Origin of the sequence: Streptomyces sp. NPDC005774 (assembly GCF_042871645.1) — a bacterium.
Taxonomy (GTDB): domain Bacteria; phylum Actinomycetota; class Actinomycetes; order Streptomycetales; family Streptomycetaceae; genus Streptomyces; species Streptomyces pratens.
On the sequence record NZ_JBIAIV010000020.1, the window covers coordinates 108,947 to 132,980 of the forward strand.

Below are 24,034 nucleotides of genomic sequence, written 5' to 3' on the forward strand. Positions count from 1 at the left end.
GGGGAGATCTGAGCCTCCCTGCCGGGCCGGCGCCGTACGGACACTCCGACGGCGGCGGCCACGCCGGCGGATGGACGGCCCCTCCACCTTCCCCTTCCCCACCATGGGCGGCTCGTGGTCCGAACACTTCGACCTGCTCACCGGCCTGCCCGACCGGGGGGACACCGTCGTCGGCAACGACGTCTGGTTCGGCCACGGCAGCACGGTGCTGCCGGGCGTACGGATCGGACACGGCGCCATCATCGGCTCCGGTGCCGTGGTCACCGGCGACGTGCCCGACTACGGCATCGTCGGGGGCGATCCGGCCCGCCTCATCCGCACCCGCTACGGCCCCCGGGACGTCGTGCGCCTGCTGGCGGTGGCCTGGTGGGACTGGCCCGCGGAGCACATCACCGGCCATGTTCGGACGATCATGTCGGGGAGCATCGCCGATCTGGAGGCGGCCGCCCCCTGACGTCCCGCCCGTGTGACGCGCGTCCAGCCGTACGAACGACCGCGGGGCGCGCCGGATGCGGCCGGGTACCCCGAACGGGTAAGGAGTATCCGGCTCCGCGACGGATCCTGTCTCGCGTGGTCGGAGTCGGCCAGTGATGCGAGGCTGGGGTGGAGAGGCGTCCGCGGACGGCAGCCGGGAGGGAGTGCGATGGGACGCGACGTCCCGGCGCTGGTGTTCACCCGTGAGGACCGCCGCCGGTACCGGATCAAGATGCAGGAGTGCCTCGACACGTTCGCGCAGATGCTGCGAGAGGCACGGTTCGAGTCCGAGCGGCCCCAGGTGGGGCTGGAGATCGAGCTGAACCTGGTCGACGACCGGGCGGAGCCGGTGATGCGCAACAGCGACGCGCTCGAAGCGATCGCGGACCCGGCCTGGTCCACGGAGCTGGGCCGGTTCAACCTCGAGGTCAACGTTCCGCCACGGCGGCTGACGGCGGGCGGACCCGACTCCTGGGAGTCCGAGATCCGTGCCGCGCTGAACCATGCCGAGGAGCGCGCGAAGTCGGTCGGCACGCATCTGATCATGACCGGGATCCTGCCGACGCTGCGGCAGGACGACGTGGGCGAATCGGCGCTGTCGGAGAACCCGCGCTACCGACTCCTCAACGACCAGATCTTCGCGGCCCGCGGAGAGGACCTGTGCATCGAAATGGACGGCCTCGACCGGCTGCGCACCTACGCGGACACGATCACTCCCGAGGCCGCCTGCACCAGCACCCAGTTCCACCTCCAGGTGTTCCCGGAGCAGTTCGCCGACTACTGGAACGCGGCACAGTCGATCGCCGGGGTCCAGGTCGCGCTGGCCGCCAACTCGCCGTTCCTGTTCGGCAGGGAACTGTGGCACGAGACCCGCGTCCCGCTGTTCGAACAGGCCACCGACACCCGTCCCGAGGAGATCAAGGTGCAGGGGGTACGGCCCCGGGTGTGGTTCGGGGAGCGGTGGATCAACAGTGTCTTCGACCTCTTCGAGGAGAACCTGCGGTACTTCCCGGCCCTGCTCCCGCTGTGCGACGAGCAGGATCCCGCAGAGACGCTGGACCGGGGCGACATCCCCGAACTGGGCGAGCTGACCCTGCACAACGGCACCATCTACCGCTGGAACCGCCCGGTCTACGCCATCTCGCACGACAAGCCGCATGTGCGGGTGGAGAACCGGGTCCTTCCCGCCGGCCCGACCGTCGCCGACACGCTGGCCAACGGCGCGTTCTACTACGGGCTCACCCGAGCCCTGGTGGAGGAGGAACGGCCCGTATGGTCCCGGATGTCCTTCTCGGCCGCCGAGGAGAACCTGCACACGGCGGCACGGCACGGCATCGAGGCCCGGCTGTACTGGCCCGGGATGGGCGAGGTGCCGGTGCCCGAGCTGGTGCTGCGACGGCTGCTGCCACTGGCGCACCGCGGGCTGGAGCTCTCCGGGATGGACGAGGCCTGGCGGGAGCCGCTGCTCGGCATCATCGAGCAGCGCTGCGTCACCGGGCGCAACGGGGCGGTGTGGCAGAAGGAGATGTTCCACCACATCGACGCCACGGCCCACTGCGGCCGCCATGAGGCCCTGCGCCGGATGACGCAGCAGTACATCGACTACATGCATCTCAACGCCCCGGTGCACACCTGGCCCGTCGACTGACCCGGGTCCTGGCACCCTCACCACCCCGCCCGGCGCCGCCGCGCGGTCGAGGTGTGGACGGACGACGTGTCCGTGAAGCGGGACGACCGCAGGCTGTGCGTGCCGAGCCGCATCACCTCCGCGGCCCCGGACCGAGCCACCGGCCGGTTCCGGTGGAGGACGCTTCCGGTGGAGGACGCTTCCGGTGGAGGACGCTTCTTGTCCCGCGGCCGGCACCGGTGCCGATACCGCGTCCCGCGTCCCACATCCCGAGTCCGACGGCCGACGGACCTGGTCCGACCGGTACAGGCCCTGGCGGCTAGTGTTCGCTGCGCCACCACGCACACGCACTACAAGGAGTCGCGGCATGCCCGAGACGATGGACGCGGCGATTCACGGCACCCCGAGAGCTCTCGCCGAGGGATACGTGGAGCTGACGTCGTCGGCCGAGCTGCGGGACCTGCTCGGGGAACCGCACCCCGTCGTGATCGACAAGGTGCACCCCGAACTCACCGACGACGACCTCGGCATACTGGCCCGCTCGTCCTTCTGTCTGCTGGCCACGTCCGACCGCCGGGGCACCTGCGATGTGTCGCCGCGCGGCGGGCAGCCCGGTTTCACCCATGTCCTCGGCCCCGCACCATCGCACTGCCCGACCGGCCGAGCAACCGCCGGGGCGACGGTTTCCATAACATTCTCGAGAACCCGCAGGCCGGTCTCCTCTACCTCGTCCCGGGCGGCAAGGAGGTACTGCGCGTCAACGGGCACGCCCGCATCCTGACGGACGCGCCGTTCTTCGACGCCATGGCCGCCGACGGCCGCCGCCCGGCACTCGCCGTGCTTCTGGAGATCGACGAGATCTACCTGCACTGCCCGCAGTCGCTGCGCCGGTCCGGGGTTCTGGGACCCCACGACCTGGCACGCCCCCACGGCCGGCTGGGCCGTACCGGGGCCGGTGACGCCTCCGGCGGTCGGGGCCGTCAGCCGTCGGTGGCCCGGACCAGGACCCCGGACACCTCCCTGCGCATCACGTCGCCGATCTCCGGGGGGAGCGAACCGAGGTCCGTGGCGTCCAGGGCACGCAGCGTCTCGTCCGTGCCGGCCGTGCATTCCGTGCTCCCGCCGATCACCTCGTAGCCGTCACGGACCGCGACGCGGACCCTGCGCCGCCCGTCCTCCTCGACGTGCACGGCGGTGGCGACGACGAGGGGCGGCGGGCCGCCCGCTTCGGCGGGCGCCTTGTGGTATCCGCTGGTCACCGGGGTGCGCCAGTGCAGGCTGAGCAGCAGATGGCGCTTGGCCACCACCTCGGCCAGATCGGTCTCGAAGACTCCGTCCCGGTCCAGCACCGTGGCGCGGGCGTCCAGGACGAGCGCCGCCGGCAGCAGACATCGCAGGGTGCTGCCCACGATGTTGCCGCCGACCGTGGCCGTCCGGCGCACTGCGCCGGTGCCCACGGTGGAGGCCGCACCGCGCAGGACCTCCGGTATCCGGTCGTCGATGCGGTGCAGCAGGACAGCCGCGCCCAGCGCCTCGCGCTCGAGTATGTTGGCCTCCGGCAGGCTGCGCAGGGACATCGCCTGCTCGGGGAAGCCGTCCCGCTGCCAGAGCGCCCACACGAGAGTGGCTCCGCCGATGGGCACCGCTCCCTCGGCCATACAGTTCTGTGCTTCGGTCAGGGATGTGGGAAGACGCAAGAGCATGGCGGTCGACCTGCTTTCCTGGGCTTCGGCCGACGGAACCGGCCACTCCGCTGCATGATCATGGACACTGCATTCTCCGCACGGGCGTGGGGGCGCGTACAGGGCTCACACGAACTCATGTGCGCCTGTCGTACGCCCCAAGGACCGGCGTCCCGCCCCCGCGGGAACGTCCCCGCGCCCCCGCGCCCCCGCGCCCGCGAGCGGCCGTGGGGATGTCAGAGCAGCCGCCGGATGTCACCGCGGACCCGGTAGAAGCCGCCGGCCGCCGGGTGCAGCGCATCCACGACATAGCGGGCTCCGGGCTCTCGTATCGCGCGCGGGAACTGCACGTTCCACGACGAGTCGTACCCCTCGGACACCACATGCACGCGCAGACGGGCGGAGTCCTGAACACATTGGACGACGATCGACCCGGCCGGGGCCTGGGCCACCGTGCTCACCGCGCTCGCCGTCGTGGCCGGTGCGTAGGCCGTCAGCGCCTCGGCGAGCTTGACGTCCCGCGCGACCGGCACCGTACCCTGCTGGGCTGCGGAGACGGCCGCCTCGCTCGCATCGACGCACACCAGTGAGCCGTCGGTGGTGACCAGGTACAGCCGCTCGTCCCGGTACTGCATCGACAGAGCCGAGCCGCCGCCCGTGCCGAGCTTCCACAGCCGGGTGCCGTCCTGGTCGAAGCAGTAGACGGACGACGCCGCGTCACCGGCGAACACGAACCGGCCGCCGGGCGAGGTGGCGCACGAGTACACGGCGCCGTCGCAGACGTAGGTGGCCTCGATGGCCCCGCTCACCTTCGACAGCCGTTGCACCACGCGGTGGGCCGTGCCCGCGTACACGGTGTCGTCCTCCTGCCAGCCGAACAGCACACCGCCGCGGGTGGGGGTGTGCCACAACTCGCCGCCTCCGTCGGGCGCGTAGGCGGTGACGCCCCGCCGATGACCGTGGTAGACGGCCCGGTCGTCGGCGCGCACCATCCAGGCGTGGTCGCCCTGGCTGCGACGGGACCACTGGTGCTCGTCCTCGTGGTCGATGACGGTGAGCTTGCCGTCACGGTCCGAGACGTCCAGCACGCCCTCGTGGATGTCCAGCCAGAAGATGTCGACGTCCGCGGCGATGTCGTACGCCGCGAACGGCAGCTTGGAGGACAGGTCGTAGACCTTGCCGTCGTCGCAGCCCGCGTAGATCCAGAAGTCGTCGGCGACCAGGCACTTCACGCCGTCCGGCAGGTTGAAGCGGGCCAGCACCCGGCCGTCGTGGCCCAGGGTGTACACGTCGCCCGCCTGGTTGCCGACCCAGCAGTGCTCGTCGTCGACGTGGATGCCGAACGCCGCGGAGCCCGTGCCGAACCGCCACAGCACCGGGGCCACGGCACGCGCGGTGGACGGGGCGGACGTCACCTGACGCCGGGTCACCGCACGCGGCGCGCGCTGCCCGGGGACGGCGGGAGCGTAGCCCTTGCGGACCTTCTCACCGACCTTCTTGGCGGCTGCGGCCCGCGCCTTGTCGGCCGAGGGAAAGCTGGTGATCTGGGTCTGCCCCGAGGCGCCTATCCGCCCGTAACGGACGGTCACCACCAGGGCGTCGACGGTCACTTCGTAGAACTTGTGCGCGGTGCCGTCATCCTGCGACAGCTCCAAATACGTCGTCGTCGACGCCGACCCGCCAGACATGACAGAACCCTCCCCGAAGCGGGCCGCCGGCCGTTCCGGCAGGTCCCACTGTCCGAACCGTAGGCGGCACCACTGACAATGGACCGCCGGTCATCCACCCGCGGAAGCAACCCGTCCCGGTTCCTGCGAGTCCCACATATCGCCTGCCTCTGCCGTCCCGACGCCCGGTCTCGTCCCGCTGCTCACCTCACCGCCTTCCGGCCTCCCCGCCTCATCCCCTCATCGCCCCGGCGCCACCGCGCGTCCGCGGCTTCGGACTCACCACGAACGAACGGACCCATGAACACCGCGACCCTGCTGGACGTCCTGCTGGACGCCGCCCACCAGTCCCCCGACCAGCTGATCGTCCATGTCCGGGGCGACGGCGGCGAGACGGCCGTCACCTTCCGGGAACTCGTGGCCGAGTCGCTGCGCGTCGCGGGTGGTCTCCATGCCGCGGGGGTCGCGCCGGGCACCTGCGTTCCGGTGCTCGCGGAGCACAGTGCGGACTTCCAGCCCATGTTCTGGGGCGCGCTCGCGGCCGGTCTGGTGCCGGTGCCGCTCGCGCCCGACGTGCGGCGGGTCCGGCCGGTGTGGGAGCAGCTCGGCCGCCCCCCGGTCATGGTGGACGCGGCCTGCGCGCCGGTGGCCGCCGAACTCCCGGACCATGCCCGGGTCCTGCGGCTCGACGCGCTGCGGGAGAGCCCTGCGCCGGCCTCCCCCGCCACGCCGGATCCGGACGGGCTGGCCTTCCTGCAGTTCTCGTCCGGCAGCACGGGGGCGCCCAAGGGCGTGGAGCTGACCCACCGGGCCGTGCTGGCGAACCTGCGGCAGCTGACCGAGGCCTCCGCCCTCACGGAGCAGGACGTGGTGGTCAGCTGGATGCCGTACTTCCACGACATGGGGCTCATCGGCACGCATCTGGCGCCGCTGGCCGCGCGGGCCAAGCAGGTGAAGATCGGCCCCCTGTCGTTCGCGAAGAATCCCCGGCTGTGGTTCGACGTGGCCGCCGCGCATCGGGGAACCGTCCTCTCGGCCGCCAACTTCGCGCTGGCGCTGACCCTCCGCCGGGTTCCCGAGGAGGTGTTCGCCGCCCTGGACCTGAGCCCGGTCCGGCTGATCACGGTGGGGGCCGAACCGATATCGGCGACAGTGTGGCGGGACTTCGCCGCCAGGACCCGGGCCTCAGGGCTGGATCCGCGGGCGGCGACGCCCGTGTACGGGCTCGCCGAGGCGACGCTGGCCGTGGCGTTCCCGCCGTTGGGCGAGGTGGCCGCGCCGGTGGCCGTGGAACGTGCCGCCCTCGGCCGGGGCCGCGTGGTGGATTGGGAAGCCGGGGGTGACGCGGCGGAGTCGGTGGAGCTGATGGACGTCGGGGTGCCGGTGCCGGGCTGCTCGGTGCGGATCACCGACGAAGCGGGCCGGCCGCTGGGCGACCGGCGGGTGGGGCACATCGAGGTGAGCGGGCCGCAGATCGCCCGCGGCTACCACGGCCTGCCGGACGTGACAGCGCGCTCCTTCACCGACGGGTGGTTGCGCACCGGTGACCTGGGCTTCCTCCGGGACGGCCGGCTGTGTGTCAGTGGCCGGTTCAAGGACGTCCTGTTCGTCAACGGCCGTACGTTCCATGCCCCGGACCTGGAGGAGGTGGCGTCCGGCACACCGGGGGTGCCGGCCGGGACGACGGTGGTGGTCGGGTCGACCGATCCGGTGTCCGGCGGGGAGCGGGTAGCGGTGTTCGTCGCCTGGGCGCGGCCGCCGCGTACCGCCTCCGAGGTGCTGGACCGGGTCGCGCGGCGGATCCGCGCGGCGCTGGGCCACGACGACGTGCGGGTGTTCGCCCTGCCGCCGTCCGCGTTCCCCCGGACGACGAGCGGCAAGATTCAGCGGCAGCGGATGCGGTCCCGGTTCGAGGCGGACGGGTACCGGCCGTCGGCTCGTTCCGGTACGGCGGCGGGCTCTGGTGCGGCGGCCGACCCAGGTGCGGTGGCGGGCTCGGGTGCCGTGGCGGGTGATCCGGTGGAACGGTCTCAGCGGCCGTCGTCGTCCGGGGACCGGCGGGCAGTGCCCCGTTCTCGTGGGGACGTGCGACGGGTGGTGCGTGAGGTGTGGGCTGCGGTCCTGGGGCTGTCCGAGGCCTCGTTCGGGGACCGGGACCGGTTCGCCGAACTGGGCGGCACCTCGCTGCGGGCCATGGAGGCGCTCGCCTCGCTGGAACGTTCCCTCGGTGTCTCGCTGGGTCCGGCGGTGATGCGCAACGACACGGTCGCCACGCTCACCGACCATCTCATGGACACCGTCGAGGCGGACGGCACACGGGCGGGCGACACTTCGACGGACGGCACTTCGACGGGCGGCGCGGGGGCGGGCGGGCAGAAGGCCGTGTCCGCTGCGGGCGGGGCGTCCGCGACCGCCGTGGTGGGGCTGGCCTGCCGGTTCCCGGGGGCCGACACGCCGGAGGAGTTCTGGGACCTGCTCACCGCCGGCCGCGACACCGTGTCCGCGGTGCCCCCGGACCGTTGGGGCACGGGCCGCCGGCACACGAACGGCTCCAGGGGGCTCGAGGCGACCGGCCGCTGGGGGGCGTTCCTGGACGACCCCGCCGCCTTCGACGCCGCCCACTTCGGCATCGGCGACGAGGAGGCACGCGCGCTGGACCCGCAGGCGCGTGTTTTCCTCGAGCTCGCCCACGAGGCGTTGGAACGCGCCGGGTACGCCGGACCCCGCCGCCGGGCCCTGCGGACCGGGGTCTTCGCCGCCGTCGGCGACAGCGGCTACCGGCAGCTCCTGGCGGACGCGGACACCGCCGGTACGCCGCCGACCGCCATGGCCCTGACCGGCAATCTCCCCAACCTGGTCGCCGCACGGCTGGCACACTGCCTCGACCTGGACGGACCGGCGCTCGCCGTGGACACGGCATGTTCCTCGGGCCTGGTGGCGCTGCACCTGGCCCGGCGCAGTCTCGCGGACGGCGAGTGCGACGTCGCGGTCGTGGGCGGGGTCAACCTGCATCTCACCGCGTCGGCTCACCAGGCCCTGGAGGCGGCCAAGGCCCTGTCGCCGACCGGGCGCAGCCGTGCCTTCAGCACGTCGGCCGACGGGTTCGTGCCCGGCGAGGGCGGCGCGGTCCTCGTCCTGCGGCGGCTCGACGAGGCCCGGCGGGACGACGACGAGGTCCTGGCCGTCGTACGCGGCACCGCCGTCAACAACGACGGTACGTCGCTGAGCCTGATGGCACCCAACCCGCTGCGCCAGCGCGAGGTGATCGGCCGTGCCTACGAGCAGTGCGGGGTCGACCCGGCGTCGGTCTCGTACGTCGAGGCCCACGGCACGGGTACGGCCGTCGGCGATCCGATCGAACTGCGGTCCCTCGCCCATGCCTTCCCGTCCCGCCCGGACGGCCGTCCCCGGCTGCTCGGCTCGGTGAAGACCAACATCGGGCACCTGCTGAACGCGGCGGCACTTCCCTCGCTCGTGAAGGTGGTGCTGGCACTCGGGCACGGGCGCCTCCCGGCCTCGCTGCATCACACACCGGTCTCGCCCGCCGTCGAGCAGTCGGGATTCGCCCTGGTGACGGAGGTGACGGCCTGGGAGTCGTCCGGGCCGCGCAGGGCGGGGATCAACGCCTTCGGCTTCGGCGGCACCAACGCGCACGCCGTTCTGGAGCAGGCACCACCGCGAACGGCGGATGCGCCGCGCGGGGACGACCGGACAGTGGACCGGAACGGTTCCGACCCGAGCCTGCTCACCCTCTCGGCGGGCAGCGCGGCCGGGCTCGACGCGTGGACGGCGCGTATCTCGGACCATCTGGGCGAGCACCCGGAATTCGAGGAGGCGGACGTCTGTGCGGCGGCGGGCGCCGCACGCGACGAACGGCCGCACCGCCTCGCCGTCGTGGCCGCCGGAGACCTGCGCGAACGGCTCGCCTCGGTACGCGTCGCCGACGGCTCGCCCGTGCGGGGCGCGGCCGCCGGGACGGTGGCGCACCGGCCCCGGACCGTCTACGTGTTCCCCGGTCAGGGCGGTCTGCGGCCGGGGCAGGGGCGGGAGTTGTACGCCACGGCGCCCGTGTACCGCGCGACGCTGGACGAGGCGTCGGGGCTGGTGGGAGCCGTGCACGGGCGGGAGTTGACGGCCTGGTGCGTGGACGGCGACGTCGGCGGCGAAGCGCTCGCCGCGACCGAGGTGGCGCAGCCGCTGCTGGTGGCACACGGGGTCGCGCTCGCCCGGCAGTTGACGGCCTGGGGGGTCCGGCCCGACGCGCTGATCGGGCACAGCGTCGGCGAACTGGCGGCTGCCTGCGTCGGCGGCATGCTGTCGCTGTCCGACGCGGTGCTGTTCGCGGCGGAACGGGGACGGCTCATGGGCGGGTCGACCGCACCGGGTGCCATGGCGGCGGTACGGGGCGCCGTGGAAGGCGAGGTGGAGTCGCTGGTGGCCGCGTCCCCGGACGACCTCGCGGTGGCGGCGTACAACGGCCCCGGCCGACTGGTGCTGTCCGGCTCCCCGGACGCGGTCCGGCGGGCGTCGGAGCGGCTCGCCGAGCACGGCGCGACGGTCCGTCCGCTGCGGGTGCCGTGCGCCTTCCACTCCCCTCTGATGGAGCCGGTCGCGCACGCCTTGAGCGATGCGGCGCGCAGGCTGACGGTGTCGGCTCCCGAACTCGCGGTGATGAGTACGCTCACCGCCGAGTGGCAGCCTCGGATGGATCCGGACCATCTGCGGGAACACGCCGTGCGGCCGGTGCTGTTCGGCCGGGCCGTGGAGCGTCTGCTGGACGAGGGCTACGACACGTTCGTGGAACTCGGGGCGGGTGAGAACCTCGCGGGTCCGGTCCGCGCGGTGGCCGCCGGTCGCCGGGCCGACGGCGCGGCGCACGGCGCCCTTGTGGTGTCCGCCCCCGCAGCACCCTTCGACGGCCAAGAAGCGCCGGGCGGGGCTCGGGAGTTGATGGAGACGGTGGCGCGGCTGTGGGTGCGCGGGGTGCCCCTCGACCGTACGGCGCTCGACACGGGGACCCGCAGGGTGCCGCTGCCGCCGTACCCGTACCGGCGGCGCAGGTACGGGCCCGAGCCCGATGCGCGCGGACTGCTGCACCGCGTCGAGTGGCGGCCCGTCCCCCTGTCCGGCAACGGCCTCCCCCTTACCGGCCTTTCCGCTGCCGGCCTTTCCGGCCCGGTGCTGGTGACCGGAGCGGACGTCTCGGCGGTACGCCGGGCGGCGGACGGGTTCGCGGCCCTCGGCATACGGGTGGCCACGGCCGGCCACGGTGACGTCCGTCCACAGGCCGTGGTCCTCCTCGGCCGCCAGGTCCGGCGGGACGCGCCGGACCTGGCAAGCCCGGCGGGCGACCTCGACGCGGAGCTGCGGCAGGCGGTCGCGGCGTTCCGGGACGCCCTCGCGTTGCTGGACCGGACCGGAGCCCGCCGGCTGCTGGTCGTGACCGAGGACGCGCACGTCACCGGGCACGGCGTGGAGCAGCCGGTGCCGGCGCAGGCGGTCCTGGGCGGTCTGGCCCTGGCCGTGCCGGAGGAGTCGGCCGGCGTGGTCGCGAACTGGGTGGACCTCTCGTCCCACGGCCTTTCCGGCACTCCCGACGCCGAAGGGTGGCTGCGTTGCCTGGCCGTCGAGCTGACGGCGCCGCAGGCGACGGGAGCGATCGCCTGGCGGGCCGGACAGCGCCTCGTGCGTTCCGTCGCGCCGGAACCGGGGCGAGGGCCGGGTGCGGTGGGAGAACCGGGCGGACGTGACCGCCCGGAGCGGCTGCCGGCCGACGGTACGTTTCTGATCACGGGCGGCGCCGGGGGCATCGGGTCCGCACTGGCCCGGGACCTGGCGGGCCGGGGCCGGCCGGTCCTGGTGCTGGCGGGACGTTCCCCGCACCCGCCCGCGGGCCTGTTGAAGGAGCTCGCCGGTCTCGGTGCCGAGGCCCGCTACGTCATGGCGGACCTCACGGTGCCCGGCGACGTGGAACGGCTCGTGGGCGAACTGCCTTCGTTGGACGCCGTGTTCCACGCGGCCGGTGTCGTACGGCCCGGCAGCCTGCGAGGGACGGACGTGCCGGAGACCGTGGAGGCACTGAGGGCGAAGACCCTCGGCACGGTGCTGCTGTCCGGGGCACTGCACCGGCACGGTCAGCGTCCGGGGGTGTGCGTCGCGTTCTCCTCGGTCTCGTCGGTGCTGCACGGCCTGGCGGGTGCGCTGGGCGCCTACGCCGCGGCGAACGCCTTCCTCGACTCCTTCGCCGGAGCCGAGTCCCTGGCGGGCCGGCCCTGGCTGTCGGTGAACCTGGGTCCGTTCGCCGAGACGGGCCTCGCGGTCGCCGCGGGCGGCGGGGCACGCGCCGCCGGTGCGGGCGGCGGGGGCCGTCCTCTGGCGACCGCGTCCGCGCTGGCCGCGCTGCGGGCGGCGTGTGCCACCGACGCGACGCAGCTGGTCGTCGCCGACCTGGTGCCCGGGGCACAACCGGCCGCCGCCCCGCCCCATCCGGTGCGGCCCACGGGCGTCGAGAGCGTCAAGGGCGCCACCGGGCCGGCCGGCACCGACCGGCACCGGCCTCCGGTGTCCTCCGGCACCGCTGTCGTCCTGCGGGAACTGCTGGCCCAGTCGCTCGGCATCCCGGCATCGGGCGTCGACGACGACACGCCGTTCCTGCGGCTCGGGCTGGACTCGCTGGGCGCCGTCGACCTCGTCAAGCGGCTGGAGCGGAGGCTCGGACGGCAGCTGCCCACCACGCTCTTCTTCGAACACCGGACGGTGCGCGAACTCTCCGCCCATCTGGACCTGGAGGGTCGCACCGGTGTGCCGTACCGGGCAGCGGCGAAGGACCAGGGGGCGGATGCGGCGAGCGGATGCGGAGACGGTCCGGGCCGTGGCCCCGGGGACGGGAACGACGACGGACGGGCGTTCGCCCTGACCCCCGTACAACTGGCGCTGTACACCAGCAGCCGGCTGCATCCGGACCTCCCGGCCCGGGGTCATCTGCGGCTGACCGTGCGGGGCCCGCTCGACACCGGCCTGCTGGGCCGGGCGCTGGCGGCGCTGGCCGAACGGCACGGCATGCTCCGGCTGCGGGTGGAGGCCCCGGACGGGGTTCCCGTGCAGCGTGTGGCGCCTCCGGTACCACTGCGGGACTGGTTCGAGGTGCGCGACTGCGCCGCCGACGAGGTGGCCGATGCCGAGACGTCCGTGTGCAACCGGCCGTTCGACCTGGCGGCGTTGCCGCCCGTCCGGGCCGTGCTGCTCCGCCAGGATCCGGGGCTCGCCAATCTGGTGCTGGTGGTGCACCACGCGGCGGTGGACGGCTACAGCTTGAACGTTCTGGCCGAGGAGCTGTCCAGCACGTACACCGATCTGTACCACGGACGGCGTCCGCGACAGGCACTTGCCGCACCGGACTTCGCACGGTACACGTCGAGCCTGCCGCTCTCCGGACCCGCCGAGCGGCAGGCCGACCGGCAGTACTGGGCCGAGCGGCTCGCCACGCGCGGCGAACCCCTCCGGCTGCCCTACGACAACGGTCCCGACACGCCGGCCTCCGACCCGTCCGGCCCGATCGTGCAGTACTACGGCGAGCTCGGCGCGGATCTCACCACCGGCCTGGAAGAGCTGGCCGCCGCGCGGGGTGTCTCCCTTTTCCACCTGCTGCTCGCCACGTATGTGCGCTGTCTGGCCCGCTGGTCGGGGCGCCGGGACGTGGCCGTGAACGTGGCCAGGGCGCGTCGCGAGGACCGTTTCGACGGCGTCGAACGGCTGGTCGGTCCGCTCGCCGACACCCTTCCCCTGCTCTGTGGGACGGCGGACGACGAGACGGTCGTCGCCCTGGCGGAGCGGTTGCGCGGGATATGGCTGCGGAGCGAGCGACACGCCGGGCTCAGCAGCCTGGACCTGGCCGCGCTGCTGCCCTGCGCTCGTCCCGGTGCCGACACCGACGCGCGTGCCGGTTCCGGTACCGGTTTCGGCGACCGCACGGTGAGTCCGGCGGGCTTCAGCTTCGCCCGCTTCCCGGCGGAACCGGCCGCCGGCTGTCCGGTGGAGATACGGGCGACCGCGGCCGGCACCGGGTCGGCCGCGACCCGGCTGAGTCTGCTGTGCTGGGCGGACGGTCCGCAGCTGCGACTGTCGTGGAACTATCCGGAGCCGCTGTTCCGGCGAGCCACCGTGGCGCGTCTGGACCAGGAGTTCCGGGCCGAACTGGCCGCGCTGTGCACACCGCGGCCGTCGCGGTTGTCACCGGACACCGGCTCCGCACCCGCCCCTGTGATGCCGTCCTCGTCCGTGCGGGGCGACGGGAGCGTCCCGCTGGTCGCGCGACTGCTCGAACGGTTCCGGGCGACACCCGGCGCGATCGCCGTGGACGCCGTCGCTGCCGCGGGCGCCGCGGGCGCGTCGCTCACGTACGGGGCGCTCGACCGGGCCTCCGCCCGGCTCGCCGCACGCCTGCACGCCCGCGGTGTACGCCCCGGTGATCTGGTCGGGCTGCTCACCGAGCCGGGCGCCGACACCGTCGTGGGTGTCGTGGGCATCCTGCGCGCCGGGGCCGGCTGGATCCCGCTCGACCCGGAGCACCCCACCGCACGGCTGGCCGGCCAACTGGCCCGCACCGGCGCGACCACCGTGGTGTGCCACGCCACCACCCGGCCCACCGCCGCCGCTCTGACGGCCGTACGGGCGGTACCCGTCGTCGACGACAGCCCGTCGGACACGGACGCGGACACCGAGGCCGGCGTGACCGCACCTGCGAACGTGGCCGCTCCCGCCTCGGCGTCCGACGCCGAGGCGATCGCGTACGTCATCTTCACCTCCGGTTCCACGGGACGCCCGAAGGCGGTGCCGATCACCCACCGTGCGATGGAGAACTATCTCGACTGGGCGGTCACCACCTTCGGCTACGGTCCCGGCGACCGCCTCGCGCAGACCGCGTCGCCCTGCTTCGACGCCTCGGTACGCCAGTTGCTCGCGCCGCTCCTGGTCGGTGGCACCGTCGTGACCGTGCCGCGTGGCCTGTTGCGGGATCCCGAGCTGCTGCTCACGCGGGTCGAGCGCGCGCGGGTCACCGTGTGGAGCTCGGTGCCCACCCTGTGGGAGCAGTTGCTGTCGGCCGCCGAGGAAAGGGCACGAAGCGGGGCGGGTCTGCCCGATCTGACGGCGTTGCGGTGGGTGCATGTCGGCGGGGAGGCGCTGCCCGTGGGCCATGTGCGCCGCTGGTTCGACCTGTTCGGGGACGGCGCGCGGATCGCCAACATGTACGGGCCCACCGAGACGACCGTCAACGCCACCTGCCAGATCCTCGACGCCCGTCCCGGCGACGAGGTGCGGCAGGTGCCGATCGGGCGTCCCGTGGCCGGTACGGACCTGGAAGTGGTCCGCGCCGACGGGACCGCCTGCGAGCCGGACGAACCGGGGGAGCTGCTCATCGCCGGCGTCGGTCTGACCCCCGGCTACCTGGGCGAACCGGAACTGACCGCACGGGCGTTCACCGTGCGGGCGGGCCGGCGCTGGTACCGCAGCGGGGACCGGGTCCGCCGGTCGGCCGACGGCACCGTGGAGTTCCTCGGCCGGGTCGACGACCAGGTGAAGATCCGCGGGAACCGGGTGGAGCCGGGAGAGGTCGAGGCGGCGCTCCAGGAGTGTCCCGGGATCGCGCGGGCGGTGGTGACGGCTCGCGAGGGGCAGTTGCTCGCCTTCGTCACCCTCCGGCCCTCGGCCGGCCGGCCCGACACCCGGGAGATACGCCGCCGTCTGGCCGGCGTTCTGCCGTCGTACATGCTCCCGGCCCGGATCATGTGCGTCGATGCGCTGCCCCTCACGGGCACAGGCAAGGTCGACCGCCCGGCGCTGGTGGGCCCGTCCTCCCGGACCGGTCCGGCGGCGTCGGACAACGACGGGGCTTCCCCGCCGGCCACGGCGACCGAACGACGCGTGGCAGCGGTCTGGTCGGACCTGCTCCGGGTGGAACCGGTCAGCCGGGAGGACGACTTCTTCGACCTGGGTGGGGACTCGCTGCTCGTTCTGCGCGTGTTCGCCCGACTCGCGGAACACGAAGTACCGCTGCCCCGGCCGACGGTGATCTACCGTCATCGCACGCTCGCGGCACTGTCCGCGGCCATCGACGCCGCCGCGGCCGAGCCGGAGCCGCGCTCCGCCACCACGGCCTCGGCCTCCGTCTCCGCGCCCCCGGCCGTACGGTCCCTTCCGGCCGGTGACGACCGGACGTCCCCGTTCCCCGTCACACCCGGCCAGCGCGGGTTCCTGCTGGCGGAGGCGCTCACGCCGGGCGGTGGGACCTGGCTGGCGCGGATTCGGCTGTCCGGACCGCTGGACCCCGACGTCTTCCAGGCGGCGGTCGACCTGCTGGTGGAGCGGCACGGCATGCTCCGTACCGTCTTTCCCGCCGGGGCCCGTCCGCCCGTCCAGCAGGAACTGCCCCCGTCGCTGCGTCTGCCGGTCGTCTTCGAGACGGTCGCGTCCCCCACGGAGGTGGACGAACGGGCCACGGCCGAGGCTCAGCGGCGCCTGGAGACCTGGGCCTGGCCGCTGGTGCGCCTTCGGGTGCTCAGCCTCGCTCCACAGGCACACACCCTGCTGGTGCACGCCCATCACGTCATCGGCGACGGCTACAGCGCGGCGCTGCTCCTGCGGGAACTGACCGAGGTGTACGACCGGCTGGCAGGCGGCAGCAGCACCGCACCCCCTCTCGCACCACTGCGCAGCGGCTTCCGCGACCATGTCCGGTGGTCGGCGGAGACCGGCCACCGGACCGGCGCCGCCGAGGCGGCCGGGGCAGAACGCCGGGCCCGGGTGTGCGCCCCGTACCGGCCGCCGGCGCTGCGCCCCGCGGCGGTGGCCGACGGCCCCGGCACGACCGGCCGCGCCGGGGCCGCGACCGGCGATGTCCGGTTCGACTCCTCGGAGTTCACGCTCGGCGCCTCCCCGGCAGCGGCGTTGCGCGCGCTCGCGTCCCGCGCGCGAACCACCCTGTACGCGCCCCTGCTGACCGCCTACCACCAGGAGCTCACGGCACTGACCGGCCGGTCCGATCTGATCGTGGGACTGGCGGTGAGCGGCCGGGACAACGCACTGCCCGACGCCCACCGGATCTTCGGCCCGTTCGCCTCGGCCGTCCCTGTCCGGCCCGCTCCCGTCGATCCGGCCCCCTCTGATCCGTCCGGCACCGGTCCGACCGGCGCAAGGGACTTCGCCTGCGCCCTGCGGCGCATGGCGGCCGAGGCCGAGGAGGCACGCGCCCACGAGGACGTGGTCCCACGGCGTGCCGACGGGCTTCCCCTGACCTCCCAGTTCTTCTTCACCTTCCTCGACTTCTCCGCGCTGGCGCCCGCGGACGACGGCAGCCAGCGGTTGTCGTGGGAGGCGGAGGACAGTACGTTCCTGCCGCCGTCGTCCACGACGGATGTGTTCATGGCGGTGCGGCCCGACGGGGACGGGCTGCGGGTGACGGTCCGGGGCGCGAGCCCTGCGTTCGCACCCGGCGCACTCGACCGTTTCACCGGCTCACTGCGCCGACGTCTCGAACGGGCCGCGGTGGGTGACAGCGGCGTACCGAGCCGGCCGGGAACGGAACGTCCCGGAACGGGCGGTTCCCTGGCGCACCGGCCCGCCGCCCACCGGTCCGGGACGAGGGGACCCGGGACGCGGGACACGATGGACGCGGCCCTGATCGGCTACCTGCCCGCACCGGAGCATCTGGCGCGCCTGGCGGGTCTGCCCTCGTCGGCGCTGCCCCGGGACGAGGTACGCGCCATGCTGTTCCCCGATGGCGCCCCGCGCCTGGTGGAGACGGTGAGTACGCCGCTGGGCCGGTCCGGCTTCCTCTCCGTCCCGCTGTTCGCCGACGAACTCGCGACGGACACCGGGCTGGTGGGGCACACCGCCCGTGCGGTGTCGCTCGCCGCCGCCCGGGGGGCGCGATGTGTGTCCCTGGCGGGGATGATTCCGTCGCTGACCGGCTACGGCTTCGACGTGCTGCGGTCCGGGCGCCATCCGGCGTCCGTGACGACGGGGCACGCGGCAACGGTCGTCTCCGTGGTGAAAACGGTGCACGCGGCGCTGGAGGCCACCGGCCGGGACCTCGCGGATCTCGACGTGGCGTTCGCCGGTCTGGGTTCGATCGGTTCCTCCTCACTGGAGTTGTTGCTGTCCCTGGCCGCCCGGCCTCCCCGGCGGCTGCTCCTGTGCGATGTGCGGGGCAGCGGGCCTCGGCTGACCGCCCTGGGGCGGCGGTTGCGGGAACGGGGGCTGATCGGGGCGGCCGGGTTCGAGGTCGTGGAGTCGGAGCGGGTGCTGCCGGACGCGGTCCACGGTGCGGGCCTTCTGGTGACCGCGGTGAGCGGTGCCGCCGCGGTTCTCGATGTCGGCCGGCTCCGGCCCGGGGCCATCGTGGTCGACGACTCCTTCCCGCACTGCTTCGACACCGGGCGGGCCCTCGCCCGCATGCGGGAGCACAAGGACGTGCTGCTGCTGGGCGGTGGGCTGCTGCACGTCGGCCGCACCGAGCGGGAGGTCGCCGGGGACCTCCCGGACGCGGCGGCGGCCGGCTATCTCGCCCAGCCCTGGCTCGAGGGCACCCTGGCCTCCTGCCGGTTCGAGTCCCTGCTCCACGCCGCCGGACACGAACTGCCGCTGGTGCACGGTCTGGTGGACGCCGGTGTGGCCCTGGCCCACTGGGACGCGGTGGAACGGGCCGGGGTGTCGGCCGCCCCACTGCACCTGCTCGGCCACACCGTGGACGCTGCTACGGCGGACGGGGTGACGACGGGGAACTGACCGCCGGCCGAGGCCGCCCCACCACCGCTCCCGCCGCTTGCCCCGATTCGGGGCGGGCGGCGGGAGCGGTCCGAGGGGGGCTCAGACTCCGAACTCCGTGGGCGAGATGCCCAGGGCCGCGCAGGCCTCGCGGATGGCCTGCTGCTCGGATGCCTCGAAGGTGCCGTCGGCTCCGGCGACGACCATGCCGGTCTGGACGACCGCGCGTGCCTCGACCGGCTTCTTCGCCGCCTTGGCGATGTCCTGCAGCGCCCGCGCCTTGCCCGCCTCGAAGTTCGCCACGAGCTGGTCCACGTGCTCGTTGAACCGCTTGCGGAGCTGGTCCGGCGGGAAGTTTTGCAGGACCTCGTTGGAGACGATCAGTTCTTCCACGCGCTGCCGCTCCGCCGGCTCGACGTGCCCGTCGGCGGCCGCGACCAGCGCGCACATCGCCATGCTCGCGTCCCGGTAGGCGCCGCTCTTGAGTTCCGTCTTCGCAGATGCCAGCTGCGACTTCAGCAGCCCCATCAGCTGGGCCTTGGAGCCGCCGGAGGACGAGCCGCGGGCACGGCCGCCGGACTGTCCCGGTCCGGGGTTGCCGTGCTGTCCTCCTCCCGACCTCGTGCCCTGGGACTGCTGGAGCGCCTTGGCCTGGTCCTTGACCCGGTCCCACATCGCCACTGGTGCCACCTCGGCTTCTGTTGCTGTCTTTCCGGGCCCGGTCGTCAGTCCCGGATGGTGCGGTCCGCCTGCTCAACGGACGCCGTCGCGGCCGCGTTCCCCGATGGCAAAAGAAAGGCAAAAAAATGTCGTCGTGTTGTCATGACGGCTGGTCAAGCGGGTCGCGCGCGGTGGAGGTAACGGATCGGGGCGATCCCGGTCCCGTAGTGCGGCACTTCCTGGTCGGCCCGCCCCACGATGCCGATGAACTGCTCTTCCGCGTCACTGCCGTGGGGGTGCGGAGGACGATGATGCGACCGGTGCGCAGCGACAGCGTTTCACTCGGATGGCTCAGCCGCCAGGCGATCGGGGTGACGGGCTGCGGCCAGGGAGGCGGGGAGGGCGCGGCGTCGCGCCCCGGCCGGCGTCAGGCTCCGGCGCTGTTCGGAGTCCCCGGTGCCACCGGGGCATCGCCGGCGGGGCCGGCGGCGTCGGCGCGTCGTTCGTACCGAAGCGCCGCACCGGTCGCCACCGCGCCGAGCCCCTCCCACACGGCGACGCCGATGAAGGCCTCGGGTGCCCGCCCGCCGATCACGGCAACCGTGAACACCGTGCACGTCAGCAGCCTGAACGGCACGGTCCACCGGAAGAAGGCCCGCCAGTCGGCGAGCGCCGCCAGGACGTAGTACACGCCCATGTTGAGCGCCGCCATCGAGGACGCCGTCACGAAGGCCGGCGTGAGGTCGCCGCTCCCCCGTACGTCCGGGGTCGCGAGGCCGAGCAGGGACAACTGCGCGGCCGGCGCGATCAGACCCACCGCACCCAGAACCGCGGCGAGTGCTCCGAAGACGGCCATGGTCCAGCCCGAGGCCGAGCGGGGAGTACGCATCCGGCGAGCTTGGCGGTCGGCGGGACCGCCACCGGGGTCGCGGTCCCGCCTGAGCCGGGCGGGAATCAGCCCACCGTCCACTTCTGGTTCGCGGCGCCCGTGCAGGTCCAGAGCTGGAGCCGGGTGGCGTTGGCCGCGTTGTTGCCGGTCACGTCGAGGCACTTGTCGGCCTGGGGGTTGACGATGTCGCGGGCCCCGGTGACCGTCCACTTCTGGTTGGGTCCGCCGGTGCAGTCCCACAGTTGCACGGGCGTGCCGTCCGCGGTGCCGTTGCCGGTGGCGTCCAGGCACTTGCCGAGCGCGCGGAGCGTGCCGTCGGAGCCCACGGTCCATTGCTGGGCGGAGCTGCCGTTGCAGTCGTAGAGCTGGACGGGGGTCCCGTTGGCGGGGTTCGCCCCGGCGACGTCGACGCACTTTCCGGCCAGGCCCCTGATGGCGGCGCCCGGGGCCGAGTCCCCTGTGGTCACCGAGACGTGGTCCACGACGAGTTGCTGCGGGAGGACGGTGGAGCCGTCGGGGTCTCCGGGCCAGTAGCCGCCCACCGCCAGGTTCAGGATGAGGAAGAACGGCTTGTTGAACACCCAGGACCGCCCGCCGAGGTCGGCGGGGGTGCGCGTCTGGTAGACGTTGCCGTCCACGGACCAGGTGATCGAGTTCGGCGCCCAGTCAACGGCGAAGGTGTGGAAGCCGTCCGCGAAGGCCTGGCCCCCGGGAAGGGTGTAGCCGGCACCGATGCCGCCCGAACCGGAGTAGCCGGGACCGTGGATGGTGCCGTGGACGGTGGAGGGCTCGAAGCCGACGTTCTCCATGATGTCGATCTCGCCCGACGCCGGCCAGTCGACCGGTGTGCCCAGCATCCAGAAGGCGGGCCACATGCCCTGACCGCGCGGGACCTTCATCCGTGCCTCGATGTGCCCGTACTGCGCGGTGAACTTCCCCGCGGTGTTCAGCCGGGCCGAGGTGTACTGGCATGTTCCGTACCAACATTGGTAGTTGGCCGGGTTCTCCTTGCGGGCCGTGATCACCAGGCGGCCCTGGCCGTCCAGGGCGGCGTTCTTGTTGCCGGACGTGTAGTACTGCCGTTCGTGGTTGTTGACGTTGTCACCGGTCTCGAGCTGCCACTTCGAGGAGTCGACCGCCGCCCCGGCGGGGCCGTCGAAGGTGTCCGAGAACGTCACGGCGGCGGCCGCGGCACCGTCCGCGGGTGCGGCGGCGGTCGTGGTGGTGTCCGCCGGTTCCGCCCGGGCGGTCCCGGCGGCGGAGGCGACCAGAACCGCGGACAGAGCGGCGGTCAGCCATCTGCGCAGCGTGCGTGGAGAGGACATGACTCTCCCTTCCGTACGGCGGCCCGCGTGGACGGGCGCGCCGACCGAGGTGTGGGGGTGGGGGTAAGCGCGTCGCCCCTTGATTCAAGACGTGAGGTAAAGGGGCGTCAATACCTTGGTCCGGACCAGACGTCCGCAGCCGTTCACTCGTCGCCCGAAGAAACTCGCCACCGTCCTCCGTGAACATCAAGAGCTCATGTTTCAGAGCGAGTTTCCATCCGATGCGCCCACCATGCGCCACACTTCCTGCAGCAACGGAACCGACCGTTCGGAGCAGGGGCGGGGCGGGGCAGGGCATGGCCCCGCGCAGACCAGTCGTGGCCGCGGTGGCGGGGGTGCTGCTGCTGGCCTCATGCACCGAGGAGGCGGGCGGGAGTTCCGCCTCCCCGGCGGCATCCGGGGAACGCGTGGGCAAAGGTGACGGGGCGACCGCGAACCGGCCGCCGTCGCCCTCCCCGAGCGCCTCGCCGGCGGACGAGACGTACACCGTGGCGGAGGACCGGGCGCCGAGAACGCGGAGTGCGGCACTCGCCTTCGTACGCGAACTCGCCGTGCGGTCCGGCTTCTTCGGCCCCGGCTTCCGCAAGCACGTCCCGTACGAGAGCGATCCCGCCGAGTGGGCGGTGCTCGGCGAGGACTGCGTGTGGCGCCGTGAGCCGCTGCCGAGCAACGTACTGGTCAGCCTCACAAGGGCGTTCGTCCTGCCGGAGGCCGGGAGCAGGAAGGCCGTGTACGTGTCGCTGACCGTCACCGTGAACAAGAGCGCTCTGGGCGGGCGCGGGACATGGCGGTGTCCCTGGAGGAGGCCCTGCGCTGCCAGGAGCAGCGGCTGAACGCCACGGAGCGGGTGCGCGAGCTGTACTCGCAGGCGAATCCGTTCGCCGAGGAACGCAACGCCATCGTCGACGACGACCTCCTGGAGTCCGGGGTGTTCCTGGTCGGCGGGGAGAAGGGGGCGAACCGTTCCTGGTCAGTGAGCGGGAACGGGTCCTGGACCCGTTCCCGCTCACTGCGGACATCCCGAACGGTGTGGGGTGTCCTGGTCGCCCGCGTTCGCTCCGCGTCCGGTGGCACGGATCGTGTCCGTGGTCCGGGAAGGCGGGTGGGCTCCCTCACGCCCGGGGGCATCCGCTCCGGCCTGGACGGTCCGATGCCCGCACCCATCACTCCGGTGGATGCGGGGCGATGCCGTCCGACGCCGGATGGGATAGCCCCCACCACCCGCCAAGGACACGCATCCGGCAGACGAACCCTCATTCCCCCTCCGGACCGACGCCGACGCCGACCCCTCACCAAATCGTTCGCCGCCTCGTACCGCCGCCGTCACCGCCGCGCGCCCACTCCCTGGGCGGCTGAGGCCTGCGACGCCGTCCGGTACGCCGCTCACGGACCGGCCTCCACCGACGGCGACGGCCGTCCCGCTCTGCGGGCCGAACTGCTGCGCCGTCCCTGGCAGGGCATCACCCGCAGGATCGCCTTCGACGCCGACGGCCACTTCTTCGAGCCGAACGACGACGCCGGCGCGTTCCTCTACCGCGTCACCGGCAGAACCGCCCGCTTCGTCGCCCGCTGGGACGACATCGGCGGGGAGACCGGCGGGGAGGCCTGACGGTCCCCGCCGCCGTCGGCCGCGCCCCGCGCTCGCTCTGCCGACCGCACCCACCGGAGTGTCGAACGGGTGCGCTACATTTTGCTCGCCCTCGACCGCTATCACTCGATCCCTCAGGCTACGGAGCCGGCAATCCCATGAGCGACATCGTCAACGGACTCGGCCGGGCCACCGCCTACGGCGCACTCGGCCTGGTCCTGCTGGTGCTCGGCATCGTCCTGGTCGACCTGCTGACGCCCGGAAAGCTCGGCCGGCAGATCTGGGAGGAGCGCAACCGCAACGCCGCCCTGGTGCTCAGTTCCGCGCTGCTCGGCATCGGCGGAATCGTGTTCACGTCCATCTGGACGACGTACGAGGACTTCGGCAAGGGACTGGTGTCGACCGCCGCGTTCGGGCTGCTGGGGCTGGTCATGATGGCCGTGGCGTTCCTGGTGGTGGACCTCATCACGCCGGGCCGTCTGGGCAGCACCCTGGTCGACCCGGAGCCGCACCCCGCGGTCTGGGTGACGGCATCCTGCAACCTCGCGGTGTCCGCGGTCGTTTCGGCGTCCATCGCCTGACACCGGGCACCTGCCGGCCTCTGCACGAGCCCTGAACGGGTGTCAACGACGGGAAGCCCGCTCGCCGACAAGGCTTGACCAGCCGTCAGCCCGACACGATGTGGAGAAGGGCCGTGCCGTCCTCCCCCGGCGCCACCTGGACGACTACGGTGCCGGGCCGGGCGCTGGGTGGACCGTCGTCGCCGATGCCACCGCACGAGGTACCGGAGCCGCCTGCGCGGAGCACGGTACGGCAGCTCTGGCCGCGGCCTTCGGCACCGCCCGCGGACCGGCCGTTGCCGGACTTCACCTCGTACTCGATCCTGTCCGGGCCGACTTCGGACACGGACACCGTCGTGCTGCCGACCGGACCGTCGAACCGGATCGTCACCGGTCCGGACACCGCGATCTCGCAGTCCCCGTCCGCACAGGCGGCCGGGTCACGGCCGTCCGCAGCCGACACCGACGGCTTCGCCGGGCCGGTGCCACCGGCGGGCTCGGACGACGGAGTCGACAAGGACGCCGGGGGCGCGTCCGCTCCGGACCGCGACGCCGACGGGCGTGTGTCGTCCGGGGTCCCCGTGCCCCTTTCGTCGAAGCCGCCGCAGCCGGCCAGGGCGACGGCGGTGAACACCATGATCGCCCGGCCCGCGACCACGCGTCGCCCACGCGCCCTTCCTGCCCGGTGTGCCGTCGCCCTGCCGCTCATCTGAGTCCTTTCGTGGAAACTCCCGCCTTCAGGAGGGGGAGGAAACGAAACTCCTGTGGAGCAGGACATCGAGCGGGGTTCCGCCGTCAAG

General features: G+C 73.2%; 11 protein-coding genes and 2 pseudogenes. 7 read left to right on the plus strand and 6 right to left on the minus strand.

The window, feature by feature from the left end; translation table 11 throughout:
* Nucleotides 1-67: 67 nt before the first annotated feature.
* The 3 genes and pseudogenes from ACFYQA_RS19925 to ACFYQA_RS19935 all read left to right on the plus strand — a co-directional run.
* A pseudogene (locus ACFYQA_RS19925) lies at nucleotides 68-454 on the plus strand (CatB-related O-acetyltransferase); the annotation flags it as partial.
* Nucleotides 455-643: 189 nt separating this feature from the next.
* On the plus strand, nucleotides 644-2,122 hold the full coding sequence (locus tag ACFYQA_RS19930) for a glutamate--cysteine ligase (RefSeq protein WP_388919266.1): 1,479 nt from the start codon (nucleotides 644-646) through the stop codon (nucleotides 2,120-2,122).
* A gap of 346 nt (nucleotides 2,123-2,468) precedes the next feature.
* Nucleotides 2,469-3,020: pseudogene (locus ACFYQA_RS19935) on the plus strand (MSMEG_1061 family FMN-dependent PPOX-type flavoprotein); the annotation flags it as partial.
* 61 nt (nucleotides 3,021-3,081) lie between these two features.
* Here ACFYQA_RS19935 and ACFYQA_RS19940 read toward each other — a convergent pair.
* Both ACFYQA_RS19940 and ACFYQA_RS19945 read right to left on the minus strand, forming a co-directional pair.
* Nucleotides 3,082-3,804 carry an FAD binding domain-containing protein gene (locus tag ACFYQA_RS19940; RefSeq protein ID WP_388919269.1) on the minus strand — a complete coding sequence of 241 codons (723 nt, stop codon included), beginning with the start codon at nucleotides 3,802-3,804 and terminating at the stop codon, nucleotides 3,082-3,084.
* 215 nt (nucleotides 3,805-4,019) lie between these two features.
* Complete coding sequence (locus ACFYQA_RS19945; RefSeq protein WP_388919272.1) at nucleotides 4,020-5,471, minus strand: WGR domain-containing protein; 1,452 nt, start codon at nucleotides 5,469-5,471, stop codon at nucleotides 4,020-4,022.
* Between the two features lie 279 nt (nucleotides 5,472-5,750).
* On the opposite strand from ACFYQA_RS19945, the gene ACFYQA_RS19950 reads away from it, so the two are divergent.
* Complete coding sequence (locus ACFYQA_RS19950) at nucleotides 5,751-18,233, plus strand: amino acid adenylation domain-containing protein (RefSeq protein WP_388919275.1); 12,483 nt, start codon at nucleotides 5,751-5,753, stop codon at nucleotides 18,231-18,233.
* An 81-nt stretch (nucleotides 18,234-18,314) separates the two neighbouring features.
* Here ACFYQA_RS19950 and ACFYQA_RS19955 read toward each other — a convergent pair whose 3' ends face one another.
* The 3 genes from ACFYQA_RS19955 to ACFYQA_RS19965 form a co-directional block, all read right to left on the minus strand.
* Nucleotides 18,315-18,893 carry a tellurite resistance TerB family protein gene (locus ACFYQA_RS19955; RefSeq protein ID WP_388919278.1) on the minus strand — a complete coding sequence of 193 codons (579 nt, stop codon included), beginning with the start codon at nucleotides 18,891-18,893 and terminating at the stop codon, nucleotides 18,315-18,317.
* A gap of 406 nt (nucleotides 18,894-19,299) precedes the next feature.
* A complete protein-coding gene (locus ACFYQA_RS19960) occupies nucleotides 19,300-19,761 on the minus strand; it encodes a hypothetical protein (protein ID WP_388919281.1) in 462 nt (153 codons plus the stop codon).
* Between the two features lie 65 nt (nucleotides 19,762-19,826).
* Nucleotides 19,827-21,086 (minus strand): ricin-type beta-trefoil lectin domain protein, encoded by a 1,260-nt coding sequence (locus ACFYQA_RS19965; protein WP_388919284.1) that lies wholly within the window; start codon nucleotides 21,084-21,086, stop codon nucleotides 19,827-19,829.
* Nucleotides 21,087-21,382: 296 nt separating this feature from the next.
* On the opposite strand from ACFYQA_RS19965, the gene ACFYQA_RS19970 reads away from it, so the two are divergent.
* The 3 genes from ACFYQA_RS19970 (at nucleotide 21,383) to ACFYQA_RS19980 (ending at nucleotide 23,255) form a co-directional block, all read left to right on the plus strand.
* Nucleotides 21,383-21,919, plus strand: coding sequence for a hypothetical protein (locus ACFYQA_RS19970; RefSeq protein WP_388919287.1), 537 nt, complete (start codon nucleotides 21,383-21,385; stop codon nucleotides 21,917-21,919).
* Entirely contained in the window at nucleotides 21,871-22,695 is an 825-nt protein-coding gene (locus ACFYQA_RS19975; protein WP_388919290.1) for a hypothetical protein, read from the plus strand. The genes ACFYQA_RS19970 and ACFYQA_RS19975 overlap by 49 nt, the downstream gene beginning before the upstream one ends.
* A gap of 137 nt (nucleotides 22,696-22,832) precedes the next feature.
* Nucleotides 22,833-23,255 (plus strand): DUF350 domain-containing protein, encoded by a 423-nt coding sequence (locus ACFYQA_RS19980; protein WP_381360736.1) that lies wholly within the window; start codon nucleotides 22,833-22,835, stop codon nucleotides 23,253-23,255.
* Between the two features lie 85 nt (nucleotides 23,256-23,340).
* On the opposite strand, the gene ACFYQA_RS19985 is transcribed toward ACFYQA_RS19980, so the two are convergent.
* Nucleotides 23,341-23,943 carry a hypothetical protein gene (locus tag ACFYQA_RS19985; RefSeq protein ID WP_388919294.1) on the minus strand — a complete coding sequence of 201 codons (603 nt, stop codon included), beginning with the start codon at nucleotides 23,941-23,943 and terminating at the stop codon, nucleotides 23,341-23,343.
* Nucleotides 23,944-24,034 lie beyond the last annotated feature (91 nt).

What these genes read in the sequence shown, in the direction of transcription:
- ACFYQA_RS19950 (WP_388919275.1), top strand. Translation starts at nt 5,751, where the DNA reads ATGAACACCGCGACCCTGCTGGACGTCCTGCTGGACGCCGCCCACCAG.
- ACFYQA_RS19930 (WP_388919266.1), top strand. Translation starts at nt 644, where the DNA reads ATGGGACGCGACGTCCCGGCGCTGGTGTTCACCCGTGAGGACCGCCGC.
- ACFYQA_RS19980 (WP_381360736.1), top strand. Translation starts at nt 22,833, where the DNA reads ATGAGCGACATCGTCAACGGACTCGGCCGGGCCACCGCCTACGGCGCA.
- ACFYQA_RS19975 (WP_388919290.1), top strand. Translation starts at nt 21,871, where the DNA reads ATGGCGGTGTCCCTGGAGGAGGCCCTGCGCTGCCAGGAGCAGCGGCTG.
- ACFYQA_RS19985 (WP_388919294.1), bottom strand. Translation starts at nt 23,943, where the DNA reads ATGAGCGGCAGGGCGACGGCACACCGGGCAGGAAGGGCGCGTGGGCGA.
- ACFYQA_RS19960 (WP_388919281.1), bottom strand. Translation starts at nt 19,761, where the DNA reads ATGCGTACTCCCCGCTCGGCCTCGGGCTGGACCATGGCCGTCTTCGGA.
- ACFYQA_RS19965 (WP_388919284.1), bottom strand. Translation starts at nt 21,086, where the DNA reads ATGTCCTCTCCACGCACGCTGCGCAGATGGCTGACCGCCGCTCTGTCC.
- ACFYQA_RS19970 (WP_388919287.1), top strand. Translation starts at nt 21,383, where the DNA reads ATGGCCCCGCGCAGACCAGTCGTGGCCGCGGTGGCGGGGGTGCTGCTG.
- ACFYQA_RS19940 (WP_388919269.1), bottom strand. Translation starts at nt 3,804, where the DNA reads ATGCTCTTGCGTCTTCCCACATCCCTGACCGAAGCACAGAACTGTATG.
- ACFYQA_RS19945 (WP_388919272.1), bottom strand. Translation starts at nt 5,471, where the DNA reads ATGTCTGGCGGGTCGGCGTCGACGACGACGTATTTGGAGCTGTCGCAG.